Annotated in this window: 19 protein-coding genes and 1 pseudogene; 16 read left to right on the forward strand and 4 right to left on the reverse strand. The window is 72.0% G+C overall.

Annotated features, from left to right (window positions below; genetic code table 11):
* The first annotated feature begins 68 nt into the window (after positions 1 to 68).
* Positions 69 to 725, forward strand: a complete 657-nt coding sequence (locus tag I4Q55_RS09580; protein ID WP_206785838.1) for a metalloregulator ArsR/SmtB family transcription factor — start codon at positions 69 to 71, stop codon at positions 723 to 725.
* Between the two features lie 144 nt (positions 726 to 869).
* Here the strand turns inward: I4Q55_RS09580 and I4Q55_RS09585 are convergent, their stop codons facing one another.
* Positions 870 to 1,982, reverse strand: coding sequence for a CU044_5270 family protein (locus tag I4Q55_RS09585; RefSeq protein WP_206785841.1), 1,113 nt, complete (start codon positions 1,980 to 1,982; stop codon positions 870 to 872).
* Positions 1,979 to 2,548, reverse strand: a complete 570-nt coding sequence (locus I4Q55_RS09590) for an RNA polymerase sigma factor (protein WP_307793162.1) — start codon at positions 2,546 to 2,548, stop codon at positions 1,979 to 1,981. The genes I4Q55_RS09585 and I4Q55_RS09590 overlap by 4 nt, the downstream gene beginning before the upstream one ends.
* Before the next feature lie 104 nt (positions 2,549 to 2,652).
* Between I4Q55_RS09590 and I4Q55_RS09595 the strand changes: the two genes are divergently transcribed.
* Both I4Q55_RS09595 and I4Q55_RS09600 read left to right on the forward strand, forming a co-directional pair.
* Complete coding sequence (locus I4Q55_RS09595; protein ID WP_206785845.1) at positions 2,653 to 2,877, forward strand: hypothetical protein; 225 nt, start codon at positions 2,653 to 2,655, stop codon at positions 2,875 to 2,877.
* 112 nt (positions 2,878 to 2,989) lie between these two features.
* A complete protein-coding gene (locus I4Q55_RS09600; RefSeq protein ID WP_206786392.1) occupies positions 2,990 to 4,033 on the forward strand; it encodes a LacI family DNA-binding transcriptional regulator in 1,044 nt (347 codons plus the stop codon).
* A 154-nt stretch (positions 4,034 to 4,187) separates the two neighbouring features.
* On the opposite strand, the pseudogene I4Q55_RS49055 reads toward I4Q55_RS09600, so the two are convergent.
* Together I4Q55_RS49055 and I4Q55_RS09605 are read right to left on the reverse strand one after the other, a co-directional pair.
* Positions 4,188 to 4,517 (reverse strand): annotated as a pseudogene (locus I4Q55_RS49055) (DUF6008 family protein); the annotation flags it as partial.
* A gap of 128 nt (positions 4,518 to 4,645) precedes the next feature.
* Positions 4,646 to 5,263 (reverse strand): LysE family transporter, encoded by a 618-nt coding sequence (locus I4Q55_RS09605; protein WP_206785856.1) that lies wholly within the window; start codon positions 5,261 to 5,263, stop codon positions 4,646 to 4,648.
* A 217-nt stretch (positions 5,264 to 5,480) separates the two neighbouring features.
* Here I4Q55_RS09605 and I4Q55_RS09610 point away from each other — a divergent pair, with 217 nt between their 5' ends.
* The 13 genes from I4Q55_RS09610 (at position 5,481) to araA (ending at position 22,499) form a co-directional block, all read left to right on the forward strand.
* A complete protein-coding gene (locus tag I4Q55_RS09610) occupies positions 5,481 to 6,275 on the forward strand; it encodes an SDR family NAD(P)-dependent oxidoreductase (protein WP_206785858.1) in 795 nt (264 codons plus the stop codon).
* A 119-nt stretch (positions 6,276 to 6,394) separates the two neighbouring features.
* Positions 6,395 to 6,649: a hypothetical protein gene (locus I4Q55_RS09615; RefSeq protein WP_206785860.1), complete on the forward strand. Its 255-nt coding sequence runs from the start codon at positions 6,395 to 6,397 to the stop codon at positions 6,647 to 6,649.
* Positions 6,650 to 6,856: 207 nt separating this feature from the next.
* Positions 6,857 to 7,780 carry a D-alanyl-D-alanine carboxypeptidase family protein gene (locus I4Q55_RS09620; protein WP_206785869.1) on the forward strand — a complete coding sequence of 308 codons (924 nt, stop codon included), beginning with the start codon at positions 6,857 to 6,859 and terminating at the stop codon, positions 7,778 to 7,780.
* Entirely contained in the window at positions 7,777 to 8,730 is a 954-nt protein-coding gene (locus I4Q55_RS09625; RefSeq protein ID WP_206785879.1) for an endonuclease/exonuclease/phosphatase family protein, read from the forward strand. The genes I4Q55_RS09620 and I4Q55_RS09625 overlap by 4 nt, the downstream gene beginning before the upstream one ends.
* 263 nt (positions 8,731 to 8,993) lie before the next feature.
* Positions 8,994 to 10,043, forward strand: a complete 1,050-nt coding sequence (locus I4Q55_RS09630) for a LacI family DNA-binding transcriptional regulator (protein WP_242545622.1) — start codon at positions 8,994 to 8,996, stop codon at positions 10,041 to 10,043.
* Between the two features lie 131 nt (positions 10,044 to 10,174).
* Complete coding sequence (locus tag I4Q55_RS09635; protein ID WP_206785890.1) at positions 10,175 to 11,155, forward strand: ABC transporter substrate-binding protein; 981 nt, start codon at positions 10,175 to 10,177, stop codon at positions 11,153 to 11,155.
* 52 nt (positions 11,156 to 11,207) lie between these two features.
* A complete protein-coding gene (locus I4Q55_RS09640) occupies positions 11,208 to 12,713 on the forward strand; it encodes a sugar ABC transporter ATP-binding protein (protein ID WP_206786394.1) in 1,506 nt (501 codons plus the stop codon).
* A 17-nt stretch (positions 12,714 to 12,730) separates the two neighbouring features.
* A complete protein-coding gene (locus I4Q55_RS09645; protein WP_206786396.1) occupies positions 12,731 to 13,765 on the forward strand; it encodes an ABC transporter permease in 1,035 nt (344 codons plus the stop codon).
* Entirely contained in the window at positions 13,762 to 14,745 is a 984-nt protein-coding gene (gene yjfF / locus I4Q55_RS09650; RefSeq protein ID WP_206785892.1) for a galactofuranose ABC transporter, permease protein YjfF, read from the forward strand. The genes I4Q55_RS09645 and yjfF overlap by 4 nt, the downstream gene beginning before the upstream one ends.
* A gap of 23 nt (positions 14,746 to 14,768) precedes the next feature.
* Positions 14,769 to 18,584 (forward strand): LamG-like jellyroll fold domain-containing protein, encoded by a 3,816-nt coding sequence (locus I4Q55_RS09655; RefSeq protein ID WP_206785894.1) that lies wholly within the window; start codon positions 14,769 to 14,771, stop codon positions 18,582 to 18,584.
* A 71-nt stretch (positions 18,585 to 18,655) separates the two neighbouring features.
* Positions 18,656 to 20,293, forward strand: a complete 1,638-nt coding sequence (araB, locus tag I4Q55_RS09660) for a ribulokinase (protein WP_206785896.1) — start codon at positions 18,656 to 18,658, stop codon at positions 20,291 to 20,293.
* A complete protein-coding gene (locus tag I4Q55_RS09665; RefSeq protein ID WP_206785898.1) occupies positions 20,293 to 20,970 on the forward strand; it encodes an L-ribulose-5-phosphate 4-epimerase in 678 nt (225 codons plus the stop codon). The genes araB and I4Q55_RS09665 overlap by 1 nt, the downstream gene beginning before the upstream one ends.
* 20 nt (positions 20,971 to 20,990) lie before the next feature.
* A complete protein-coding gene (araA, locus tag I4Q55_RS09670) occupies positions 20,991 to 22,499 on the forward strand; it encodes an L-arabinose isomerase (RefSeq protein ID WP_206785901.1) in 1,509 nt (502 codons plus the stop codon).
* The last annotated feature ends 9 nt before the right edge of the window (positions 22,500 to 22,508 follow it).

Here is a 22,508-nt window from a genome sequence, read left to right on the forward strand (position 1 = left end):
TCAAGTTGAACTGACGTTAGAAGCTCCCTGGGGTTTTCGTCAACAGGTATGTGTTTTAGAATGCGGTGATGCAGGAGACCCAGGCGGGGGCGCTGGCCGCGGTCGCGGCCCTCGACGAGCCGACCCGGCGCCGGTTGTACGAGTACGTCGTCCGCCGCGCGGAGCCGGTGAGCCGCGACGACGTCGCCGCCGCACTCGGCGTGCCGCGCGCGACGGTCGCGTTCCACCTCGACCGCCTGGTGGAGGAGCGGCTGCTGGCCGTCGGGCACGAGCGCCGCACGGGCCGCACCGGGCCGGGAGCGGGCCGCCCGGCGAAGCTGTACCGCCGTTCGGACCGGCAGGTGAGCGTTTCGCTGCCCGAGCGCCAGTACGAGCTGGCGGGCCGCCTCCTGGCGGCGGCGGTCGAGGAGGCCGACGAGAGCGGCGGCTCGCCGCGGGAGATCCTCACCCGGTGCGCCCGCGACCGCGGGGCGGAGCTGGCAGCCGGCGGCCGGGACATCGTGGGCACCCTGGAGGAGAACGGCTTCGAGCCGCGCTCCGAAGGCGGCGAGGTCCTGCTCGTGAACTGCCCGTTCCACCGGCTGGCCCAGGCCCACACCCGCCTGGTGTGCGAGATGAACCTCGGACTGGTCGAGGGCATGCTGACGGGCGTGGGGGAGAAGAGCCTGCGGGCGCGGCTGGACCCGCACCCGGGCTTCTGCTGCGTGCGCCTCGCCCGGGACTGACGCTCGCCCCCGCCGACCCGAGCGCCCCAATGTGGCCTTCGGTGCGTTGAGCGCACCCAATGTGGCCTTCGGTGCGTTGAGCGCACCCAAGGCGGCCTTCGGTGCGTTGGACGCACCCAAGGCCGCCTTGGGGCGCTGGGTTCGCTACTTCGGCGGGACTTCGCTGAGCCGCCCGACCACGGCGGTGGTGATCGCGCTCGCGCCGAGCTCCGTGCCGGGCTTGAGCCACGGCTGCTCGGGCTCCGCGCCGGCGATCGTGCGCTCGCCGAGGAACGCGCCGGTGGCCGGGTCGATGATCAGCTGGCGGATCGCGTGGCGGTCGTCGAGTCCCAGCGCGACCCCGGTGCGGCCGTCCAGGTTCGTCGAGGCGGCCAGCACCTCGATGCCCGGGATCTTCGCCAGCGCCCGGTACCACTGCGCCCGCAGCTGCGCCGGCATCTGCCCGGCGCGGAGGATCTCGATGCCGAAGTGGAACATCACCGACGGCGTCGAGCCGCGGCCCTTCGTCAGTTGCTGCAGCTTCGCGTACAGCGCCGCCGGGTCGTGGGGCAGTGCCGCGTAGAACGCCGGGCTGTCCCAGTCGGCCGCGTCGCCGCACTTCTTCGCCGGCTTGGCCTTCGGGAAGAAGTCGCCGCAGCGGCCCTGCCACTGGCCCTGGTCGGTGTTCGTGATCTCCGGCTCGGGCGCCTGCGACTGCGGCACCGAGCCGCCGAGGAACCTGCCGGTACCCAGGATCTTGCGCGTCTCCTGCCACACGTCGTGCTCGTCCGCCGGGATCCACCGGTCGACCTGCTGCTCCCACAGGTAGGTGTAGCCGGTGCCGTCGCCGGTCTGGACGCCGCGCTGCACCCACGTGTGCTCGGCGACGTACCGGAACTGCCCGGGCCCGACTGGCTGGTCGGCCGCGCCCACGGTGAGGTCCGCGGCCCGGGCCAGCACCTGGGCCGCCGACATCAGCCGGATGTCCGGGGCGGCCGCCGTCGGGACCGAGTCAGTGGTCCGGACCGGCGGCGCGGCGGCCGATCCGGGCGCCGGAGCCGGCGGGCGCTGCTGGGTGACGACGACCGTCACCGCGACCACGCCCGCCACGGCGGCGGCGACCGGCAGCGCGAACCGGCGCACGCGCTTCGGGCGCACGGGGATCACCGGGCCGGCGTCGAGCTCGGCCAGCAGCCGGGCGCGGGCCGCGGAGAGGTCGGCGGGGGCGGTGCGGGCGTCGCGGTGGAGCAGCTCGAGGGTCTCGTCGAGCTCGTTCATGACTGGTTCTCCTCGGTGGGGACGAGCTGGGCCTGGAGCCGGTGGCGCACGCGGTGCAGCCGCGAGCGCACCGTGCTCGCGGGCACGCCGAGCGCCTCGGCGACTTCGGCCGGTTCGAGACCGGCCCAGGACGTGAGCAGCAGGACGTCGCGGTCCTGTTCGGACAGTGCGGCGAGTTCGCCGGCGAGCACGCGCAGCCGTGCCGCCGCGTCCACCCGGCCGGCGACCGCCGTGTCGTGGTTTTCGGCCGGGCGGTCTTCCGCTCCCGCCTTCGCGGTCAGCCGGAAGCCGCGGACCTCCTGGCGCACGTGGTTGCGCAGCAGGTTGGTGGCGATGCCGTAGAGCCAGCCACGGATCGGCGCCTGTCGCGGGTCGTAGCTCGCCCGTCTTCGCAGCGCGACGACGAAGGTCTCCGCCACGAGGTCGTCGGCGACGTGCACGCCCACCCGGCCCGCGAGGTAGCCGCGCAGGGCAGGGGCGTACTCGTCGAAGAGCCGCGCGAAGATCTCCTTCGGATCCCGTGCGGCGAGGTCGGGCCGGTCCAGCCGTTCGACGATTCTGGTCACGGTACTGGTTGTCGCGGCCCGCCGCCCGCGTCCCCGGTCCCCGTCCGGATGAGACGCACGCCACATCCGGCGAACACCGCGGCGAGGTGCGGACAACAGCAGGTATGCGCCGACGAATCGCGATGCTGCTGGCCGGGACGTGCGTCGCCGCGGTGGTGGCGGTGCTGGTGCTGGCCGCGGCGCTGCGGCCACCGGCGCCGGCCGACGCGCGGCCGCTGCCGCCGCCGTCCCTGACGACGAGCGTGGCCACGACCGCGACCGCGGCACCGTGCACGACCTCCCGCTCACCACTCTGCGGGCCCACCGCCGGGACGCCGTGGCGGCCGTGAAAGCGTTCTCCCTTCCCGTTGGGTGGTCGCGGCCCGGCGCGGGACGTCCGGAAAGCGCCGGTTCGGCGGTACCGTCTCGGGGGTGAGGCGGTACGAGGTGGAGGGGGCCAGGGTGGTGGACCGGGCGAAGCCGGGGGAGCAGACGAGGACTTCTCCGCCGGGGCCGCGGCAGCCGAGCCTGGCCGACGTCGCCGGCCTGGCCGGCGTGTCGCACATGACGGTTTCGCGCGTGGTCAACGAGAGCGGACCGGTGCGCCCGGAGACCCGCGAGCGGGTGCTCGCCGCCGTGCAGAGGCTCGGGTACCGGCCGAACACCGCCGCGCGGGCGCTGGTCACCGGCCGGTCGGGCACGCTCGGCGTGGTCGCGCTCGAGTCCAATCTCTACGGACCGGCGAGCACGCTCTACGGCATCGAGAACGCGGCCCGCGAGGCCGGCTACGGGGTCGCGATCTGCAGCGTGACGCGGCCGGGCCGGACGTCGATCGGCGACGCGGTGGAGAGTCTCCGGCGCCAGGCGGTGGAGGGGATCGTCGTGATCGCCCCGCACGTCACGGCCGGGCGGGCGCTCGCGGGCGCGCCTTCGGACATCCCCCTGGTGGCGGTCGGCGGCGGCGAGGCGGCGCCGGTGCCGGTGATCTCGGTCGACCAGTACGACGGCGCCCGGAGGGTGACCGAGCACCTGCTGTCCCGCGGCCACCGGACGGTCTGGCACCTGGCCGGCCCGGAGGACTGGCTGGAAGCCCGCGACCGCGAGCGAGGCTGGCGCGAGACACTGGAGGGCCACGGCCTGCGCGTCCCGGCGGTGGTCCGCGGCGACTGGAGCCCCCGGTCGGGGTACGAGGCCGGCCGCGCGCTGGTCGGCAAGCGCGGCCTCAAGGCGGTGTTTTCGGCCAACGACCAGATGGCGCTGGGCCTGTTGCGGGCGTTCACCGAGGCGGGCATCCGCGTGCCGGAGGACGTCCACGTCGCGGGCTTCGACGACGTACCGGAAGCGGAGTACTTCACCCCGCCCCTGACGACGGTGCGCCAGGACTTCATCGAGGTCGGCCGCAGGACGTTCGGCTTGCTGGAGGAGCGCATGGCAGGCGGCGACGCGGGGGCGAGGCATCTGGTGCCGGCCGAGCTGGTGGTGCGGGAGAGCACGGGGCCGCACTGACACGGCGACGCGCTGACGTGGTGGCCGGGGCGGCCGCTGCCGCCGGAGGGCGCCTGCCCGGGCCGCACACTCCGCCTGGCCACTGCGCCGGGCTGTAGGTGGTCAGTCCCGGGCCCGGGGCCACGAGACCGAAGAACGTGGACAGCCCGATCGCCCGGGGCGCGCCGAAGGCGACCGGCAGCGTCAGGACCAGGTGCTCCAGCCCGTGCGGGCCCTGCATCCAGACGCCCGTCTTCGCCCAGCGGCGGGTGCGGGTGCCCCGGGCGCGGCGGGTGATCACCATGACGCCCGCCAGACCGGCCAGGAAGAGGAAGTTGCCGGTCAGGTGCAGCAGCTCCATGCCGAACGCCGGCCGGCCGGGCAGCACCGTCTGCAGGCCGTTCGCCAGCCCGGTGCCCGCGGTCGGCGCGGGCGAGGACGCCGGCCGCGGCCCACATGGCCAGTGCCCAGAGCACCAGCAGCACCCGCGCCCGCGGTGTCCCACCCCGACATCGGCATCGCCATGGCCGCCTCCTTCGTCCTCTCGGACGCTAGCCCGGGACCGGGTGGCCGGACGTCTCCCGGCGTGCGCCCGGCGACCGGACAAACCGTTACAGCACAACGGTTTCCGTCTCAGGGCAGGACAAGCCGGGCGGCGAGGGCGGTGATCACCGCACTGGACACCAGGGCCGTCACCAGCCGGCCGCGCCGTCCGGTGAGGACCCGTCCGAGCAGGGCGCCGCCGCCCGCGAGCGCGGCTTGCCAGCTCGCCGAGGCGGCGAACGCGGCGAGCACGAACACCGCCTGGTCGAGCACCGGGACTTCCGCGCCGGCGCGATCGCCGACCACCAGCGCGGTGAAGTACACGACCGTGGCCGGGTTGACGAGCGTGATGCCGAGCAGGCTGACGTAGGCGCGGCCGGGGGCGAGCGGGGTCACCGGCCGGGCGGCCGGCGCCCGGTGCGAGCGCACCGCGCGCAGGACGCCGTGGGCGGCGAGCACGATCAGGACGGCCGCCGAGAGCCACCGCAGCGGCCCGGCGAACGGGGCGATGACGCCCGCGAGCGCGGCGCCGCCGAGCACGGCGACCAGCGCGTACACGCCGTCGGCCGTCGCGACACCGAGAGCCGCGGCCAGTCCGGTCCGCAGGGACGTGCGGGCGCTGAGGGCCACCAGGTACGTGCCCACGGCGCCGACCGGGATCGCGATGCCGTAGCCGGCGACCAGGCCGGCGAGCAGCGCGGCGCTCACGGCGCCGAGGTGATCGACCCCCGCGGACGGCGCGGCTGCTGCTGGACCGGCGCGGTGGTCGCGGCGACGGTCGGCAGGAGCGTGGTGCGAGACGTGGTCATGCGCAGATCGTGGTGCCGTTGTGCCGGGGAGGCAACCGGGTTTCCAGCCGGTGGGCTCCGGCGAGCTGTGCTTGAATCGCCCCGGGCAGGCACGCGAGCGAGAGAGGGTTTTCACGATGCGGGTCGACCTGAGCGGGAGGACGGCACTGGTCACCGGCTCCACCCAGGGCATCGGCGCGGCGATCGCGACGGGCCTCGCGGCGGCGGGGGCGCGGGTCGCGATCAACGGCCGGAGCGAAACCGGCGTCCACAAGGCCATCGCGCGGCTGCGCGAGGACGTGCCGGACGCGGACTTCCTGCCGGCCCCGGGCGACGTGTCCGAGGAGGCCGGCGCGGCCCAGGTCGTCGAAGAGGTGCCCGACGCCGACATCCTGGTCAACAACCTCGGCATCTTCGGCGCCCAGGACCCCCTGGACATCACCGACGCCGACTGGCGGCACTACTTCGAGGTCAACGTCCTGGCCGCGGTCCGGCTCACCCGCGCGTACCTGCCGGGCATGACCGACCGCGGCTGGGGCCGGATCCAGTACATCGCCAGCGATTCCGCGATCGTCATCCCGGCCGAGATGATCCACTATGGAGTGTCGAAGACGGCGTTGCTGGGCGTGTCCCGCGGGTTCGCCAAGCACGCCGCCGGCACCGGAGTCACGGTGAACGCGGTGATCGCCGGCCCGACCCACACCGGCGGCGTCGAAGACTTCGTCTACGAGCTCGTCGACAAGGACCTGCCGTGGGAGGAAGCCCAGCGCGAGTTCATGAAGCGGCACCGGCCACAGTCGCTGCTGCAGCGGCTGATCGAGCCGGAGGAGATCGCACACCTGGTGGTGTACCTGAGTTCCCCGTTCGCGTCGGCGACCACGGGCGCGGCGGTGCGGGTGGACGGCGGCTACGTCGACGCGATCGTGCCCTGACGCCGAACGGCGGCGCTGTAACACTTTCCGGTGACGCGGCGCTGAACACGCGTCCGGTGGGGAATTCTTCCGCTGAACCCCTTGACACACCGGGGAAAACTTGGCGGAAGGAGAGCACGATGAACACCCGGATCGCTTCTTGGGCAACGGCCGCGGCGCTCACGGTTTCCGCGGTGGCCGCCACGGCCGCACCGGCGTCGGCGGACATGGTGCCGGGCAGCAAGACGCAGTTCTACGCCTATTGTTCGGTCGACCTGTTCGGGGTGCCGATCGCCTGCGCCCAGACGGACGAAACGCGCGCGTCGCACATCTGCCAGTACGTCGCGACGACGCTCGGCCTGGGCCTGGACTGCATCCAGCGCTCCGCGAAGTGACCCCCGCGCGGGCTCCGGCACCCCGGCCGACGTGGGCTGACGGGCACCTTCCTCGCAGCTGACGAGAAGAAGGTGCCCGTCAGCGCGCCGGGTGCTGGTACCGGATCGGGACATTCCTGTTGCGCACCTGTCGAACATCCCCGACGGTCCGGCGATCTTCTCCCAGCACAGTGACCGGTGACCACACCCGGCACCCGGAGGAGACCGATGGCCCGCACCCGCATCCCGCCCCTTGCCGCCGGCATCGGCGCCGCCGTGGCTGTCGTGCTCGCGGCCGCCGGCTGGGTTGTCCTTCCTCCCGAGACCGCCGGGCGGGCTCTTGCCTCCCGGCCCGCCCTTGACCTTCCGCTGCCGTGGCCCGCCGAAGGGCAGTCCAGTGTCGAAGTGCAGAACCTGGGCTCGCTCGGCAGCCGGGGTGAGCAGCGGCCCGTGCCGATCGCCAGTGTCACGAAGGTCATGACGGCCTACGTCATTCTCAAGGACCACCCGCTCGGCGTCGACGAAACCGGTCCCGAGATCACCGTCGACGAGCAGGCCGAGGCCGAGTCGACGTCGGCCGAAGAATCGAGTGCGCCCGTGCGCGCGGGGCGGCGGTTCAGTGAACGGGACCTGCTGGCCCTGATGCTCATCCCTTCCGGCAACAACGTCGCCCGGCTGCTCGCCCGCTGGGACGCCGGCAGCCAGGACGCCTTCGTCGCGAAGATGAACCGGGAGGCCGCCGCGCTCGGCATGACCAGCACCACCTACACCGGCGCGAGCGGTGTCGAGGACTCGACGACCAGCACCGCCGCCGACCAGCTGCGGCTGGCCCGCGAGGTGATGAAGCACCCCGTCATCCGCGCCATCGTCGCCACCCCCAGCCTGCGGATCGACGGCGTGCCGGGCACCGTCGTCAACACGAACACCCTCCTCGGCCGCGACGGCGTCATCGGGCTGAAGACCGGCTCGTCCACCGCCGCCGGGGGCGCCCTGATGTGGGCCGCCCGGGCGGGCAACGGTGCGCTGATCCTCGGCGTTGTCCTCCAGCAGCGCCCTGGTGGGACGCCGGGGGCGGGGCTGCGGGCCGTGCTCGAGACCAGCGCCGACCTCATCGCCGCGATCCAGCGGGAACTGCCGGCGGCCATCCGATGACGGCGACCACCGAGCGGCCGGCCGCCGGCCGGGAGACGTGGCGCCGCGGCCGCGTCGTCGCCGCGTTCGCCGTCCTGACCGCCCTGCTGCTGCTCGCGCACCCGCTGGTGCCCAACTGGGCGGGCAACGCCGGCAGCCTGCTGGAGACGTTCCTGCCCTGGACCGGCCTGCTCGTCGTGCCGCTGCTGGTCGCGGCCCTCCTCCGCCGCTCGGCGCTCGCCCTCGTCGCCCTCCTGCTGCCGGCGCTGGCCTGGGGCGCGTCCTTCGGCGGGCGGCTGTTCGACAAGCGCGAGCCCGGCGGCGACCTCACGATCGTTTCGCACAACGTCAACGACGAGAACCCGGACCCGGCGGGCACCGCGCGGGCGCTGGCCGCCGCGGGTGCCCAGGTGATCGCGCTCGAAGAGCTGAAGAAGTCCGAGGTGCCGAAGTACGAGGACGCGCTCGCCGCGGCCTACCCGTACCACTCCGTCCAGGGCACCGTCGGGGTGTGGAGCACCTACCCGCTGCGCGACACGCGGCCGGTGGCGATCATGCCGTGGACCCGCGCCCTGCAGACCACTGTGGACACTCCGAAGGGGCCGGTGGCCGTCTTCGTGGCGCACCTGCCCTCCGTGCGCGTGCGCCTGGACGCCGGGTTCACCGCGAACGGCCGCGACGCCGCGATGGGCCTGCTCGCCGACGCCGTCGCCGCGGAAGCCGCGCCCCGGACCGTGCTCGTCGGCGATTTCAACGGCACCGCCGACGACCGCGCGCTCGCGCCGATCACCGCGCGCCTGCGGGCCGCGCAGGACGCGGCCGGCGACGGCTTCGGCTTCAGCTGGCCCGCCGCGCTGCCCCTGGCGCGGATCGACCAGATCTTCGTCGGCGGCGTGCGGCCGGTGGCGGCCTGGACCCTGCCCGCGACCGGCAGCGACCACCTGCCCGTCGCCGCCACCGTGGCCTTCTGAAACCGGGCGCAAACGGGTGTGGTAAGCGCCCCGCCGGAGGCGCGAACATGCCGTTGAACACCGGGCGGCGCTGACGGGCGGTGAATTTCAAACGACGCTCCGCGCAGGTCGCGCCGTCGAATTCGTCGTCGGGCCCGTGTGAAGGCCATGTGACTAGACCGTTACGCGACCCGGGGTTGACCCCGTGGGTGTTATCGCTAACACTAACTCCTCGTCGTCACCGGAACAGGTGACGCAGACCATGTCGGAGCGGACGGAAGGGGATGCCGGTGGCCGAACGACCCCGCTCCGGCGGCCCCCTGAAGGCGACTGCCGCCGGGGCTCGGCAGCCGAGCCTGACCGACGTCGCGGGCGTCGCGGGCGTGTCCCACATGACCGTGTCCCGGGTGATCAACGGGACCGGCCCGGTGCGGCCGGAAACCCGTGCGCGGGTGCTCGCGGCGATCGAGGAGCTGGGCTACCGGCCCAATTCCGCGGCCCGCGCGCTGGTCACCGGGCGGACCGGCACGCTCGGCGTCGTCGCGCTCGAGTCCAATCTGTACGGTCCGGCCAGCACGCTGTACGGCATCGAGAACGCCGCCCGGGAAGCCGGGTACGCGATCACGATCTCCAGCGTCAGCCGGCCGGGCCGGTCGTCGATCGCCGACGCGGTGGAGAACCTGCGCCGCCAGGCGGTCGAGGGCGTCATCGTGATCGCCCCGCACGTCAGCGCGGGCCGGGCCCTGGAAGCCGCGCCCGCGGACTTCCCGGTCGTCGCCGTCGGCGGCGGGGAGACGGCACCGGTGCCGGTTATCTCCGTCGACCAGCGCGACGGCGCCCGCCGGGCCACCGAACACCTCCTGGCGCTGGGCCACCGCACCGTGTGGCACATCGCCGGGCCGGAGGACTGGCTGGAGGCCCGCGACCGCGAGCTCGGCTGGCGGGAGACCCTGGAACGCCACGGCGTCGGGGCCCCGCGGGTGATCCGCGGCGACTGGAGTTCCCGGTCGGGGTACGAGGCGGGGCGATCCCTCGCCAAGGAGAAGGATCTGGACGCCGTCTTCGCCGGCAACGACCAGATGGCACTGGGCCTGCTGCGCGCGTTCGCCGAAGCAGGCATCTCGGTGCCGCGGGACGTGCGCGTGGCGGGCTTCGACGACGTCCCCGAGGCGGCGTACTTCACGCCGCCGCTGACGACGGTGCGCCAGGACTTCATCGAAGTCGGACGGCGTACGTTCGGCCTGCTGGCCGGGCGGATGGACGGAGGCGACCGGCACGCGCGCGCCCTGGTCGTCCCCGAGTTGATCGTGCGCGAGAGCACCGGACCGCGCTAGCGCCGCGGCCGGCGGGGACCGATGGTTCCCGAGGGTTTGTTAGCGCTAACACGCAACGATTTTTGATTTGACACAGCCCCACCCGAAGTCCCCACACAAGGTTTTTCACAGAGATCACCGTCGATCGAGGAGTGAACGTGCTGAAGAAGCGATGGGCCGCCGCCGCGGCCGCGGCGGCCGGACTGGTGCTGCTCACCGCCTGCGGGAGCGGCGGTTCGTCCGGCAGCTCGGGCGGGGCCGTCACGCTCGGCTTCGCCCAGGTGGGCGCCGAGAGCGGCTGGCGGACGGCGAACACCAAGTCCATCCAGGAATCGGCGAAGGCCGCCGGGATCGAGCTGAAGTTCTCCGACGCGCAGCAGAAGCAGGAGAACCAGATCTCCGCGATCCGCTCGTACATCCAGCAGAAGGTCAAGGTCATCGCCTTCTCGCCGGTCGTCGAGTCCGGCTGGGACACCGTCCTCAAGGAAGCCAAGAACGCCAACATCCCGGTCATCCTCACCGACCGCGCGATCGACTCGCCGGACAAGTCGCTCTACAAGACCTTCCTCGGCTCCGACTTCGTCGCCGAGGGCAAGAAGGCGGGGCAGTGGCTGACCAAGGAGTTCGGCAGCGCCACCGGCCAGGTCAACATCGTCGAGCTGCAGGGCACCACCGGCTCGGCCCCGGCGAACGACCGCAAGAAGGGCTTCGCGGAGGTCATCGCGGCGGACCCGAAGTACAAGATCATCGCTTCGCAGACCGGTGAGTTCACCCGCGCCAAGGGCAAGGAGGTCATGGAGGCCTTCCTGAAGTCCCAGCCCAAGATCGACGTCCTCTACGCCCACAACGACGACATGGCCCTCGGCGCGATCGAGGCCATCGAAGCCGCCGGCAAGGTCCCGGGCAAGGACATCAAGATCGTCTCGGTGGACGCCGTGAAGGACGGCATGCAGGCGCTGGCCGACGGCAAGATCAACCACATCGTCGAGTGCAACCCGCTGCTCGGCCCGCAGCTGATGGACCTGGTCAAGAAGGTCGCCGCCGGCGAGCAGGTGCCCGCCCGCATCGAAACCCAGGAGACCGAGTTCGACCAGGCGTCGGCCAAGGCCGCCCTGCCGTCGCGCCAGTACTGATCCGCATCCCCGCGTCCACCCCGGAGCACACCAAATGCCTGAACCGCAACCCATGGTGCGGATGAGCGGTATCCGCAAGGAGTTCCCCGGCGTCCTCGCCCTGGACGGGGTCGCCTTCCGGATGTACCCCGGCGAAGTCCACGCCCTGATGGGCGAGAACGGCGCCGGCAAGTCCACCCTCATCAAGGTGCTCACCGGGGTGTACGGGGTGGACGCGGGCACGATCGAGCTCAATGGCGCCGAAGTCGCCTTCAGCGGGCCCGGCGAGGCCCAGCAGGCCGGCATCAGCACGGTCTACCAGGAAGTCAACCTCTGCCCGAACCTGTCCGTGGCCGAGAACGTCTGTCTCGGCCGCGAACCCCGCCGCTTCGGCCGCATCCAGTGGGGCCCGATGCGGAAGCGGGCCGAGGAGCTGCTGGCCCGGCTGGACGTCCACGTGGACGTCTCGGCCGAGCTGTCCACCTGCTCGATCGCGGTGCAGCAGCTGGTCGCGATCGCCCGCGCGCTCGACGTCGACGCGCGGGTCCTCGTCCTCGACGAGCCGACGTCCAGTTTGGACGCCGGCGAGGTCGAGCAGCTGCTGAAGGTCGTCCGGTCCCTGCGCGAAAGCGGCATGGCGATCCTGTTCGTGTCCCACTTCATCGACCAGGTCTTCGCCATCGCCGACCGGATGACCGTGCTGCGCAACGGAAAACTGATCGGCGAGTACCGCACCGCGGACATCACGCCGGTCGAACTGGTCACCAAGATGATCGGCAAGGAGCTCCAGGTCCTCGAGGACCTGGAGGACTCCGGCCCGTCCCGGGCCGAGGTCGCCGGTGCACCGGTGCTGCTGGCCGCGGAGGACCTCGGCCGCAAGGGCGGCGTCGCCCCGTTCAGCCTCGACATCCACGCCGGCGAGGTCGTCGGCCTGGCCGGCCTCCTCGGCTCCGGCCGCACCGAACTCGCCCGGCTGCTCTTCGGCGCCGACCACGCCGACAGCGGCACCATCCAGGTCGACGGCGAGACCACCTCGCTGCGCACCCCGCGCGCCGGTCTGGACCACAAGGTCGCGTTCCTCTCGGAGAACCGCAAGGCCGAAGGCCTGGTCGAGGAACTGACGGTCCGCGAGAACATCGTCCTGGCGCTGCAGGCCTCCCGCGGCTGGGCGCGGCCGCTGTCGCGCCGCCGCCAGGACGAGATCGCCGAGAAGTACATCAAGGCACTCGACATCCGGCCCGCCAACCCCGAAGCGCTGGTGGGCAACCTGTCCGGCGGCAACCAGCAGAAGGTCCTGCTGGCCCGCTGGCTCATCACCGAACCGCGGCTGCTGATCCTCGACGAGCCCACCCGCGGCATCGACATCGGCGCCAAGACGGAGATCCAGAAACTGGTCACCCAGCTCTCGGGCGAGGGGATGGCCGTCGTGTACATCTCCGCCGAACTGGAAGAGGTCCTGCGGCTGAGCCACCGCGTCGTCGTGCTGCGCGACCGGAAGGTCGTGGCGGTCCGGGACAACAGCCAGGCGCTCACCGCGGACGACGTCATGGCCACGATGGCCGAGGGGGTGCAGGCGTGACTACCGCGCTGAAAAGCATGACGAAACAGCGGCTCTTCTGGCCCGTGGTGGCTCTGCTGGTGCTGCTGCTGGGCGACCTCATCGCGAGCCCGTCGTTCTTCAAGATCGAGCTCCGCGACGGGCACCTCTACGGGAACGTCATCGACATCCTGAAGAACGGTGCCCCGCTGATCCTCATCGCGATCGGCATGACGCTGGTGATCGCCACCCGCGGCATCGACCTCTCGGTCGGCGCGGTCGTGGCGATCAGCGGCGCGCTCGCCTGCCTGTGGATCAGCGACAACCCGGACGGCGTCGGCACCACGCTGGTCGCGTTCGGCCTGGCGCTCGGCCTCTCGCTGCTGCTCGGCGTGTGGAACGGCTGGCTCGTCGCGGCACTGGGCATCCAGCCGATCATCGCCACGCTGATCCTCATGGTCGCCGGCCGGGGCATCGCGCAGCTGATCAGCGACGGGCAGATCATCACCGTCAACTCCCACTCGTTCGAGTGGATCGGCAGCGGGTTCCTGTTCGCCCTGCCCAGCGCCATCCTGATCGCGCTGGCGGTGTTCGTGATCGCGTCGGTGCTCGTCCGCCGCTCCGCGCTCGGCCTGCTCGTCGAGGCCGTCGGCGGCAACCCCGAGGCCAGCCGCCTGGCCGGGCTCCGCTCGGCGCGGCTGACCTGGCTCGTCTACGTCTTCTGCGCACTGTGCGCGGGCATCGCCGGGCTGATGATCAGCGCGAACGTGCACAGCGCCGACGCCAACCACGCCGGGCTCTTCATCGAGCTCGACGCGATCCTCGCGGTCGTCGTCGGCGGCACCCAGCTGACCGGCGGCCGGTTCTCCCTCGGCGGCTCGGTGATCGGCGCGCTGCTCATCCAGACGCTCACCACCACCGTCAACGCCCTCGGCATCCCGCCGGAGTCGATCATGCTCTTCAAAGCCATCGTCGTGCTGGTGGTGTGCCTGCTGCTGTCGCCCGCGTTCCGCCGCAAGTTCCGGCGGCGCGGAGCCCGCCCGGTCACCCCGGCGCCCACACCCACTCCGGAGAAGGTGGAGGTCACCGCATGACCACCCTCGCCCGTGTCAAAGGCTACCGGCCGCAGCAGCGGCACGTGCCGATCCTCGCGACGATGGCGCTGCTGATCGCCGCGTACGTGTTCGGCGCGGTCCAGTACGAGGCGTTCGGCTCCGGCCAGGTCATCCTCGACCTGTTCATCAACAACGCCTTCCTGCTCGTGGTCGCGGTCGGGATGACGTTCGTGATCCTCACCGGCGGCATCGACCTGTCCGTCGGCTCGGTGGTCGCGCTGTCCACAGTGGTCTCCGGCGACCTGCTGCAGAAGAACGGCTGGCCGGCGTGGGCGGCGATCGTGGTGGTGCTGCTGATCGGGGCGCTGCTGGGGGCCGGCATGGGCGCGCTCATCCACTTCTTCGACATCCAGCCGTTCATCGCGACGCTGATCGGGATGTTCTTCGCCCGCGGTCTCTGCTACACGATCACCACCGAGGCGTACTCGATCGACAACGCGACGATCGCGACGCTGGCCCAGGCGCAGATCCCGCTCGGGCCCGAGCTGCACATCTCGATCAGCGTGGTGGTCGCGCTGGCGGTCGTCGCCGCCGCGGCCTACGTCCTGGCCTTCACCCGGTTCGGGCGCACGGTCTACTCGATCGGCGGCAACGCGCAGTCCGCGATGCTGATGGGCCTCAAGACCGGCCGCACGAAGATCGCGGTGTACACGATCAGCGGGGTCTGCTCGGCGCTGGGCGGGCTGCTGCTGGTGCTCTACAAGTCCTCGGGTGACCCGCTCAACGGCGTCGGCCTGGAGCTGACGGCGATCGCCGCGGTCGTCATCGGCGGCACCATCCTCACCGGCGGTTCCGGGTACGTCCTCGGCACCGTGCTCGGGATCATGGTGCTGGGCATCATCCAGACGCTGATCACCTTCGACGGCACGCTCAACTCCTGGTGGACCTCGATCATCACCGGGGCCCTGCTGTTCGTGTTCATCGTCCTGCAACGCCTCGTCACCCGACGGACCCGCTGAGTGTGAGCGCTCAAAGGAGAGCCATGCCCCCCAGATTCCGGCGTCCCCTGGCCGTGCTCGCGGCCCTCACGCTGTTCTCCGCGCTGCCGGTGACGGCGGCCGCGGCGGACCCGGAGCCGGGCCTGGCCGGGCACTGGACGTTCGACGACGGCAGCGGGACGACCGCCGCCGACACCGCGGGCAGCCACCCCGCGACGCTGACCGAGGGGGCCGGCTGGGGCCCTGGCATTCGCGGCGGGGCACTGACGACCGACGGGTCCAGGGGCTTCGCCGACGCGGGTGCGCCGGTGCTCGACACGACCAAGAGCTTCTCGGTGAGCAGCTGGGTGAAGCTGGACAAGACGTCCGGCTACCAGACGTTCGTCAGCGTCGACGGCACCCAGGTGAGCAACTTCTTCCTGCAGTTCCGGGACGACTCGCGCCGGTTCGCCTTCACCCGGCTTTCGGGCGACGCGCCGACCGACGGTGTAGTGGCCGGTGCGAACTTCGACCCGGTCGCCGGCCAGTGGTACCAGCTGACCGGCGTGTACGACGCGGCCGCGTCGACGCTGTCGCTGTACGTCGACGGCACCCGCCAGACCACCGTCGCCGCGCCGACGGCGTGGGCGGGCACCGGGCACCTGGTGATCGGCCGCGGCAAGTACGGCGGCAACCCGGTGGACTTCGTCGACGGCACGATCGACGACGTCCGCGCCTACGGTGGCGCCCTGACCGCCGCCGACGCCGCCCGCCTGGCCATCGCCGGGCACTGGGGCCTCGACGAGGGCACCGGCACCACGACCGCCGACGACTCCCTCGACGCGCGCACGGCCACCCTCACCGGCGGCGCGGCCTGGGGTGACGGCGTCGTCGGCCCGCACGGCATCACGCTGAACGGCACCGACGCCGCGGTCGACGTCCCGGCGCCGGTCGTGGACACCGCGCAGAGCTTCTCGGTCTCGGCGTGGGTCAAGCCCACCGCCGCCACCGGCTTCCGGACCGCGGTGAGTGTCGACGGCTCGGCGATCAGCGGCTTCTACCTGCAGCGTGCCGCCGACGGCCGCTTCGCCTTCACTCGCCGCGCGGGCGACGGCGTCACCCCGTCATACACAGCGGGGTCGACGTCGCCCGCGCAGGCCGGCCAGTGGCAGCACCTGGCCGGTGTCTACAACCGGGCCGCCGGGACGCTTTCCCTGTACGTCAACGGAACCCTGCAGCAGACCGTCCCGTTCACCACGCCGTGGACCGCTTCCGGGCACCTGGTGATCGGCCGCGGCAAGTGGGCGGGGGCCGCGGCCGACTGGTTCGCCGGCGGCGTCGACGACGTCCGCGCGTACCCGACGCCGCTGACCGGGTCCGCGGTCGCCGCGCTGGCCGCCAGTGGTTCGTGGCACTTCGACGAAGGCGCCGGCACGGTGGCGCGTGACTCCTCGGCGAACGCCGCGGACGGCACCCTCAAGGGCGCGACCTGGACCGCCGGGGCGGCGGGCAAGGCCGTCCAGCTCGACGGCAAGTCCACTGTGGACATGGGCACCTCGCCGGCGTTCGACACCGGGACCGGCTCGCTGTCCCTGGCCGCCTGGTTCCGCACCACCGCGTCCGGCACCCTGGTCGACCACGGCGACGGTTACGCGCTCGGCGTCACCGGCGGCAAGCTCACCGCCCGTGTCGGCACGGTCCAGGTGACCACGAACGGCGGCGGCCTCGCCGACGGCAACTGGCACCACGCCGCCCTGGTCCTCGACCGCGCGGCGCAGCGGCTCACCGTCTACGCCGACGGCGACGCGTCCGCGGTCACCAGCACCTGCGGCACCGCGACCGGCACCACCCTGGACGTCTCCGCCTGCCCGGCCTCGGGCACCGCGGCGGCGCCGTTCACCGTCGGCTCCGGGTTCACCGGCGCCGTCGACGAGGTCGAGCTGCGCCGCTTCCCGCTGACCGCGGCCCAGATCGGCACCCTGGCCGGGGCCAACCAGCTCGCGGTGGACGCCAACGTCGTCCGCGCCAACACCCGGCCGACGACCTACGGCTCGATCCTCGAGGACATCAGCCACTCGGTCGAGGGCGGGCTCTACGCCGAGCTGGTCCGCAACCGCACCTTCAAGGAGGGCTACCAGCCCGGCAGCGGCGCGGGCAACACGCCGGTACCGTACTGGTCGCTGCTCACCTCGGCGGGCGCGACCGGGACCTACTCGGTCGACACCGCGAACCCGCTGAACACCGCGCTCGACCGCTCGCTCAAGCTGCACGCGGACACCGTCCCGGCGGCCGGCCGGGTTGCCGCCGCGAACGTCGGCTTCTACGGTATCGCCGCGAAGCCGTCCACCAAGTACACCGGCAGCTTCTTCGCCAAGGGCAGCTGGAAGGGCGCGGTGCGAGTCAGCCTGGAGAAGCCGGACGGGACGGTGCTGGCGAGCAAGGACGTCCAGCCGGTCGGGGCGGACTGGGCGCAGCAGACGTTCAGCTTCACCACGCCGTCGACGATCACGAACTCCACCGACAACCGGATCGTGGTGTCCCTGGTCAACAAGGGCCGGACGGCGCTGAGCGGGGACGCCTGGTTCCAGCAGGTGTCGCTGTTCCCGCCGACCTTCAAGAACCGGCCCAACGGCGTCCGCGCCGACCTCGGGCAGAAGCTCGCCGCGATGAAGCTCGGCCTGTTCCGCGTCCCGGGTGGCAACTACCTCGAAGGCAACACCCTCGACACCCGCTTCGAGTGGAAGAAGACCATCGGCAAGCTCGAAGAGCGGCCCGGCCACCAGAACACCGCGTGGGGCTACTGGTCCACCGACGGCTTCGGCATCCTCGACTACCTCAAGCTCGCCGAGGACATCGGTGCCCAGCCGCTGCTCGGGCTGTTCGCCGGCTACACCCTCAACGGCCAGCACGTCAGCCAGGCCGACTACCCGCAGTACATCGAGGAAGCCCTCGACGAGATCGAGTACGCCATCGGCGACACCTCGACGACGTGGGGTGCGAAGCGGGCCGCCGACGGGCACCCGGCGCCGTTCGACCTGCGCTACGTCGAGGTCGGCAACGAGGACTGGTTCGACACCTCGGGCAGCTACGCCTGGCGCTTCACCGACATGTTCAACGCCATCAAGGCGAAGTACCCGCAGCTGACGGTCATCGCGACGACCGGCGGCCTGCAGGGCGGTGCCGCGTCGAGCACGCCGACCGGGGTGCGCCCGGACGCCGCGGACGACCACTACTACCAGTCGCCGCAGTGGTTCACCGACAACTCGACCCGCTACGACACCGCGGACCGCTCCGGCCCGGAGATCCTCGTCGGCGAGTACGGCGCCCAGGACGGCCGGCCCACCGGCACCCTGGCCGCCGCCATCGGCGAGGCCGCCTTCCTCACCGGGCTGGAACGCAACAGCGACATCGTCATCGGCTCGATGTACGCGCCGGTGCTGGTGCACGAGAACCAGTCCAACTGGCCGGTCAACCTGATCGGCCTCGACGCCGGCAGCAGCTACGGCTCGCCGTCGTACTGGGTGCAGCAGATGTTCTCCAGCACCCTCGGCAAGCAGATCGTGACCAGCCGCCTGAACCAGGGCAGCCCCCTGCGCCAGGTGGTCAACGTGACCACGAAGAGCGGAAGGAAGACCTTCACGGTCAAACTCGTCAATCCCACTCCTCAGGTGCAGACCACCCGGCTGTCGCTCACCGGCGTCACCGCCGTCGACGGCACCGGCACGCTCACCACGCTCACCGGCGACCCGGCGGGGCGCAACAGCCTCGCCACGCCGACCGCCATCGTGCCGCAGACCAGGGAGATCACCGGCCTCGCCGCGACGTCGAAGCTGACGTTGCCGGCGAACTCGGTGACGACGCTGGTCGTCACCGGCCGCTAAGACCCCGGGGCGCGGCGCGTTCACCGCCGCCCGCGCCGCGTCCCGGTCACCACACCAGGAGGGAAGACACCGTGGGAGAACCACTCACCGTCGGCGTCGACTTCGGCACCCTGTCCGGCCGCGCGGTGGTCGTGCGCGTGGCGGACGGGGCCGAGCTCGGCTCCGGCGTCTTCGAGTACCCGCACGGGGTGCTCGACGAGACGCTGCCCGCGACGGGCCGCGCGCTGCCGCCGGAATGGGCGCTGCAGGTGCCGGCGGACTACGTCGGAGTGCTGCGCAACGCCGTCCCGGCGGCGCTGCGGGACGCCGGCGTCGACGCGGCCGACGTCGTCGGGATCGCCACCGACTTCACCGCGTGCACGATGGTGCCGACGACCGCGGACGGGACGCCGCTGTGCGAACTGCCCGAGTTCGAAGGCAACCCGCACGCGTACGTGAAGCTCTGGAAGCACCACTCGGCGCAGCCGCAGGCGGTGCGGATCAACGAGCTGGCCCGCACTCGCGGCGAGAAGTGGCTCCCGCGCTACGGCGGCCTGATCTCCTCGGAGTGGGAGTTCGCCAAGGGCCTGGAGCTGTTCGAAGAGGCCCCCGAGGTCTACGCGGCGATGCGGCACTGGGTGGAGGCGGCCGACTGGATCGTCTGGCAGCTCTGCGGCACCTACGTGCGCAACGCCTGCACCGCCGGCTACAAGGGCATCCTGCAGGACGGCCAGTACCCGAGCCGCGACTTCCTCCGCGAGCTCGCCCCCGGCTTCGAGTCCTTCGTGGCCGACAAGCTGGAGCACCCGCTGGGCCAGCTGGGCTCTCGCGCGGGGTCGCTGACCGCCGAGGCGGCGGCCTGGACCGGGCTGCCCGAGGGCATCGCGGTCGCCGTCGGCAACGTCGACGCGCACGTCACCGCGCCCGCCGCCCAGGCCGTCGAGCCCGGGCAGATGGTGGCGATCATGGGCACCTCGACCTGCCACGTGATGAACGGCGCCGAGCTGCGCGAGGTCCCCGGCATGTGCGGGGTCGTCGAAGGCGGCATCGTGGCCGGGCTCTGGGGGTACGAGGCCGGCCAGAGCGGCGTCGGCGACATCTTCGGCTGGTTCGTCGAGCACGGCGTCCCGGCGGGCTACGAAGGGCACGAGCACCTCACCCGCCTCGCCGCCCAGCAGGAGATCGGCGAACACGGCCTGATCGTCCTGGACTGGCACAGCGGCAACCGGTCGGTGCTGGTCGACCACGAGCTGTCCGGCGTGATCGTCGGGCAGACGCTCGCCACCCGCGCCCAGGACGTCTACCGCGCGCTGCTGGAGGCCACCGCCTTCGGCACCCGGAAGATCATCGAGACGTTCAACGCCGCCGGGGTCCCGGTCACCGAGCTGATCATCGCGGGCGGGCTGACGAAGAACGCGCTGCTGATGCAGATCTACGCCGACGTCACCAACCTCCCGCTGTCGGTGATCGGCTCGGCGCAGGGGCCCGCGCTCGGGTCGGCCATCCACGCGGCCGTCGCCGCCGGCGCCCACGCGGACATCCGCGCGGCCGCCGCCGCGATGGGCTCGGTCGAGCGCGCGGTGTACCGTCCGGTGCCCGCGCACGTGGTCGCCTACGACGAGCTGTACGCCGAATACACCGAGCTGCACGACTACTTCGGTCGTGGCGGCAACGATGTCATGCACCGCCTGGCCGCCCGCAAGCGCGCCGTCGCGAAAGGACAGTCCTGATGTCGCTGACCGGTGAGGTGTTCGACACCGTCGCGCAACTGCGCGAGACGGTGGCGAAGCTGCACGGCGAGCTGACCCGCAACGAGCTCGTCATCTGGACCGCGGGCAACGTCTCGGCCCGCGTCCCGGACCGGGACCTGCTGGTCATCAAGCCCTCGGGCGTGTCCTACGACGAGCTGACGGCCGACACGATGGTCGTCACCGACCTGCACGGCGAGCTCGTCGAAGGCGACTTCGCGCCGTCGTCCGACACCGCCGCGCACGCCTACGTCTACCGGCACATGCCGGAGGTCGGCGGCGTCGTGCACACCCACTCGACCTACGCCACGGCGTGGGCGGCCCGCGGCGAGCCGATCCCGTGCGTGCTGACGATGATCGCCGACGAGTTCGGCGGTGAGATCCCGGTCGGGCCGTTCGCCCTCATCGGCGACGACTCCATCGGCCGCGGCATCGTCGAAACGCTTCGCTCCAGCCGCTCGCCCGCGGTGCTGATGCGCAACCACGGCCCGTTCACCGTCGGCCGCACCGCGCGTGACGCGGTCAAGGCCGCGGTGATGGTCGAGGACGTGGCCCGCACCGTCCACAAGGCCTTCGAGCTCGGCACGCCCGAACCGCTGCCGGCCGAGGACGTCGACCGGCTCTACGCCCGGTACCAGAACGTCTACGGCCAGCACTGAAACTCTTCTCAAGGAGAACGATGACCCGCGCGTCGAAACCCCAAGTCTGGTTCCTCACCGGCAGCCAGGGCCTCTACGGCGAGGAGACCCTGGAGCAGGTGGCCGGCCAGTCCCTGCGGATCCAGCAGCTGCTGGCCGCCTCCGGCGGGCTGCCCGCCGAGATCGTCGGCAAGCCGGTGCTGACCGAGGCCTCCGCCATCCGCCGCGTGCTGCAGGAAGCCAACGCCGACGCCGACTGCGTCGGCGTGATCGCCTGGATGCACACCTTCTCGCCCGCGAAGATGTGGATCACCGGCCTGGACGCCCTGCGCAAGCCGCTGCTGCACCTGCACACCCAGCTCAACGAAGCCCTGCCGTGGTCCACCATCGACATGGACTTCATGAACCTCAACCAGGCCGCGCACGGCGACCGCGAGTTCGGGTTCATCCAGACCCGCCTCGGCGTCCCGCGCAAGACCGTCGCCGGCCACGTCTCCGACCCGGCCGTCGTCGCCCGGATCGACGCGTGGGCGCGCGCCGCCATCGGCGCCGACCACCTGCGCAACCTGCGGCTGGCCCGGTTCGGCGACAACATGCGCGACGTCGCCGTCACCGAAGGCGACAAGGTCGAGGCCGAACTGCGGTTCGGCGTCTCGGTCAACACCTACGGCGTCAACGACCTCGTCGAACTCGTGGACGCGGTGTCCGAAAAGGACACAGTGGACGACCTCGTGGCCGCGTACGCCGCGGACTACGACGTGGTGCCGGACCTGGCCGCCGGGGGAGCGCGGCACGAGTCGCTGCGTTACGCCGCCCGGATCGAAGCCGGCCTGCGGAAGTTCCTCACCGACGGCGGCTTCGGCGCCTTCACCACGAACTTCGAGGACCTGGGCGGGCTTCGCCAGCTGCCCGGCCTCGCGGTGCAGCGCCTGATGGCCGACGGCTACGGCTTCGGCGGCGAGGGCGACTGGAAGACCTCGGCGCTGCTCGCCGCGGTGAAGGCGATGAGCGTCGGCCGCGACCGCGGCACGTCGTTCATGGAGGACTACACCTACCACTTCGGACCGGGCAAGCCGAAGATCCTCGGCGCGCACATGCTCGAGGTCTGCCCGAGCATCGCCGCCGCCAAGCCGTCCTGCGAGATCCACGCGCTGGGCATCGGCGGCCGCGAAGACCCGGTCCGGCTGGTGTTCGACGCCGCCCCCGGGCCCGGCGTCGTGCTCGGCCTGGTCGACCTCGGCGACCGGTTCCGGCTGGTCGCGAACGAGATCGACGTCGTCGCGCCGGACGAGCCGCTGCCGAACCTGCCGGTCGCGCGGGCGGTCTGGGAGCCGGCACCGTCGCTGTCGACGTCCGCGGAGTCCTGGATCACCGCGGGCGGCCCGCACCACACGGTGCTGACCCAGGCGGTGAGCACGGAGACCCTGCGCGACTTCGCGAATCTGCTCGGAGTAGAACTGCTGGTCATCGACAAGGACACGACGCCGCACGACTTCGCCGACCGCATCCGCTGGAACCAGGCGTACCACCGGCTCGCCCAGGGTTTCTGAGCAGGCTTG

Origin of the sequence: Amycolatopsis sp. MtRt-6 (assembly GCF_017308975.1) — a bacterium.
In the GTDB taxonomy this organism is placed as follows: domain Bacteria; phylum Actinomycetota; class Actinomycetes; order Mycobacteriales; family Pseudonocardiaceae; genus Amycolatopsis.

Coding starts and splice junctions, on each gene's coding strand:
- I4Q55_RS09610 (WP_206785858.1), top strand. CDS start 5,481: ATGCGGGTCGACCTGAGCGGGAGGACGGCACTGGTCACCGGCTCCACC.
- I4Q55_RS09625 (WP_206785879.1), top strand. CDS start 7,777: ATGACGGCGACCACCGAGCGGCCGGCCGCCGGCCGGGAGACGTGGCGC.
- I4Q55_RS09595 (WP_206785845.1), top strand. CDS start 2,653: ATGCGCCGACGAATCGCGATGCTGCTGGCCGGGACGTGCGTCGCCGCG.
- I4Q55_RS09630 (WP_242545622.1), top strand. CDS start 8,994: ATGCCGGTGGCCGAACGACCCCGCTCCGGCGGCCCCCTGAAGGCGACT.
- I4Q55_RS09580 (WP_206785838.1), top strand. CDS start 69: ATGCAGGAGACCCAGGCGGGGGCGCTGGCCGCGGTCGCGGCCCTCGAC.
- I4Q55_RS09665 (WP_206785898.1), top strand. CDS start 20,293: ATGTCGCTGACCGGTGAGGTGTTCGACACCGTCGCGCAACTGCGCGAG.
- I4Q55_RS09585 (WP_206785841.1), bottom strand. CDS start 1,982: ATGAACGAGCTCGACGAGACCCTCGAGCTGCTCCACCGCGACGCCCGC.
- I4Q55_RS09615 (WP_206785860.1), top strand. CDS start 6,395: ATGAACACCCGGATCGCTTCTTGGGCAACGGCCGCGGCGCTCACGGTT.
- I4Q55_RS09655 (WP_206785894.1), top strand. CDS start 14,769: ATGCCCCCCAGATTCCGGCGTCCCCTGGCCGTGCTCGCGGCCCTCACG.
- I4Q55_RS09620 (WP_206785869.1), top strand. CDS start 6,857: ATGGCCCGCACCCGCATCCCGCCCCTTGCCGCCGGCATCGGCGCCGCC.
- yjfF (WP_206785892.1), top strand. CDS start 13,762: ATGACCACCCTCGCCCGTGTCAAAGGCTACCGGCCGCAGCAGCGGCAC.
- I4Q55_RS09645 (WP_206786396.1), top strand. CDS start 12,731: ATGACGAAACAGCGGCTCTTCTGGCCCGTGGTGGCTCTGCTGGTGCTG.
- araA (WP_206785901.1), top strand. CDS start 20,991: ATGACCCGCGCGTCGAAACCCCAAGTCTGGTTCCTCACCGGCAGCCAG.
- I4Q55_RS09640 (WP_206786394.1), top strand. CDS start 11,208: ATGGTGCGGATGAGCGGTATCCGCAAGGAGTTCCCCGGCGTCCTCGCC.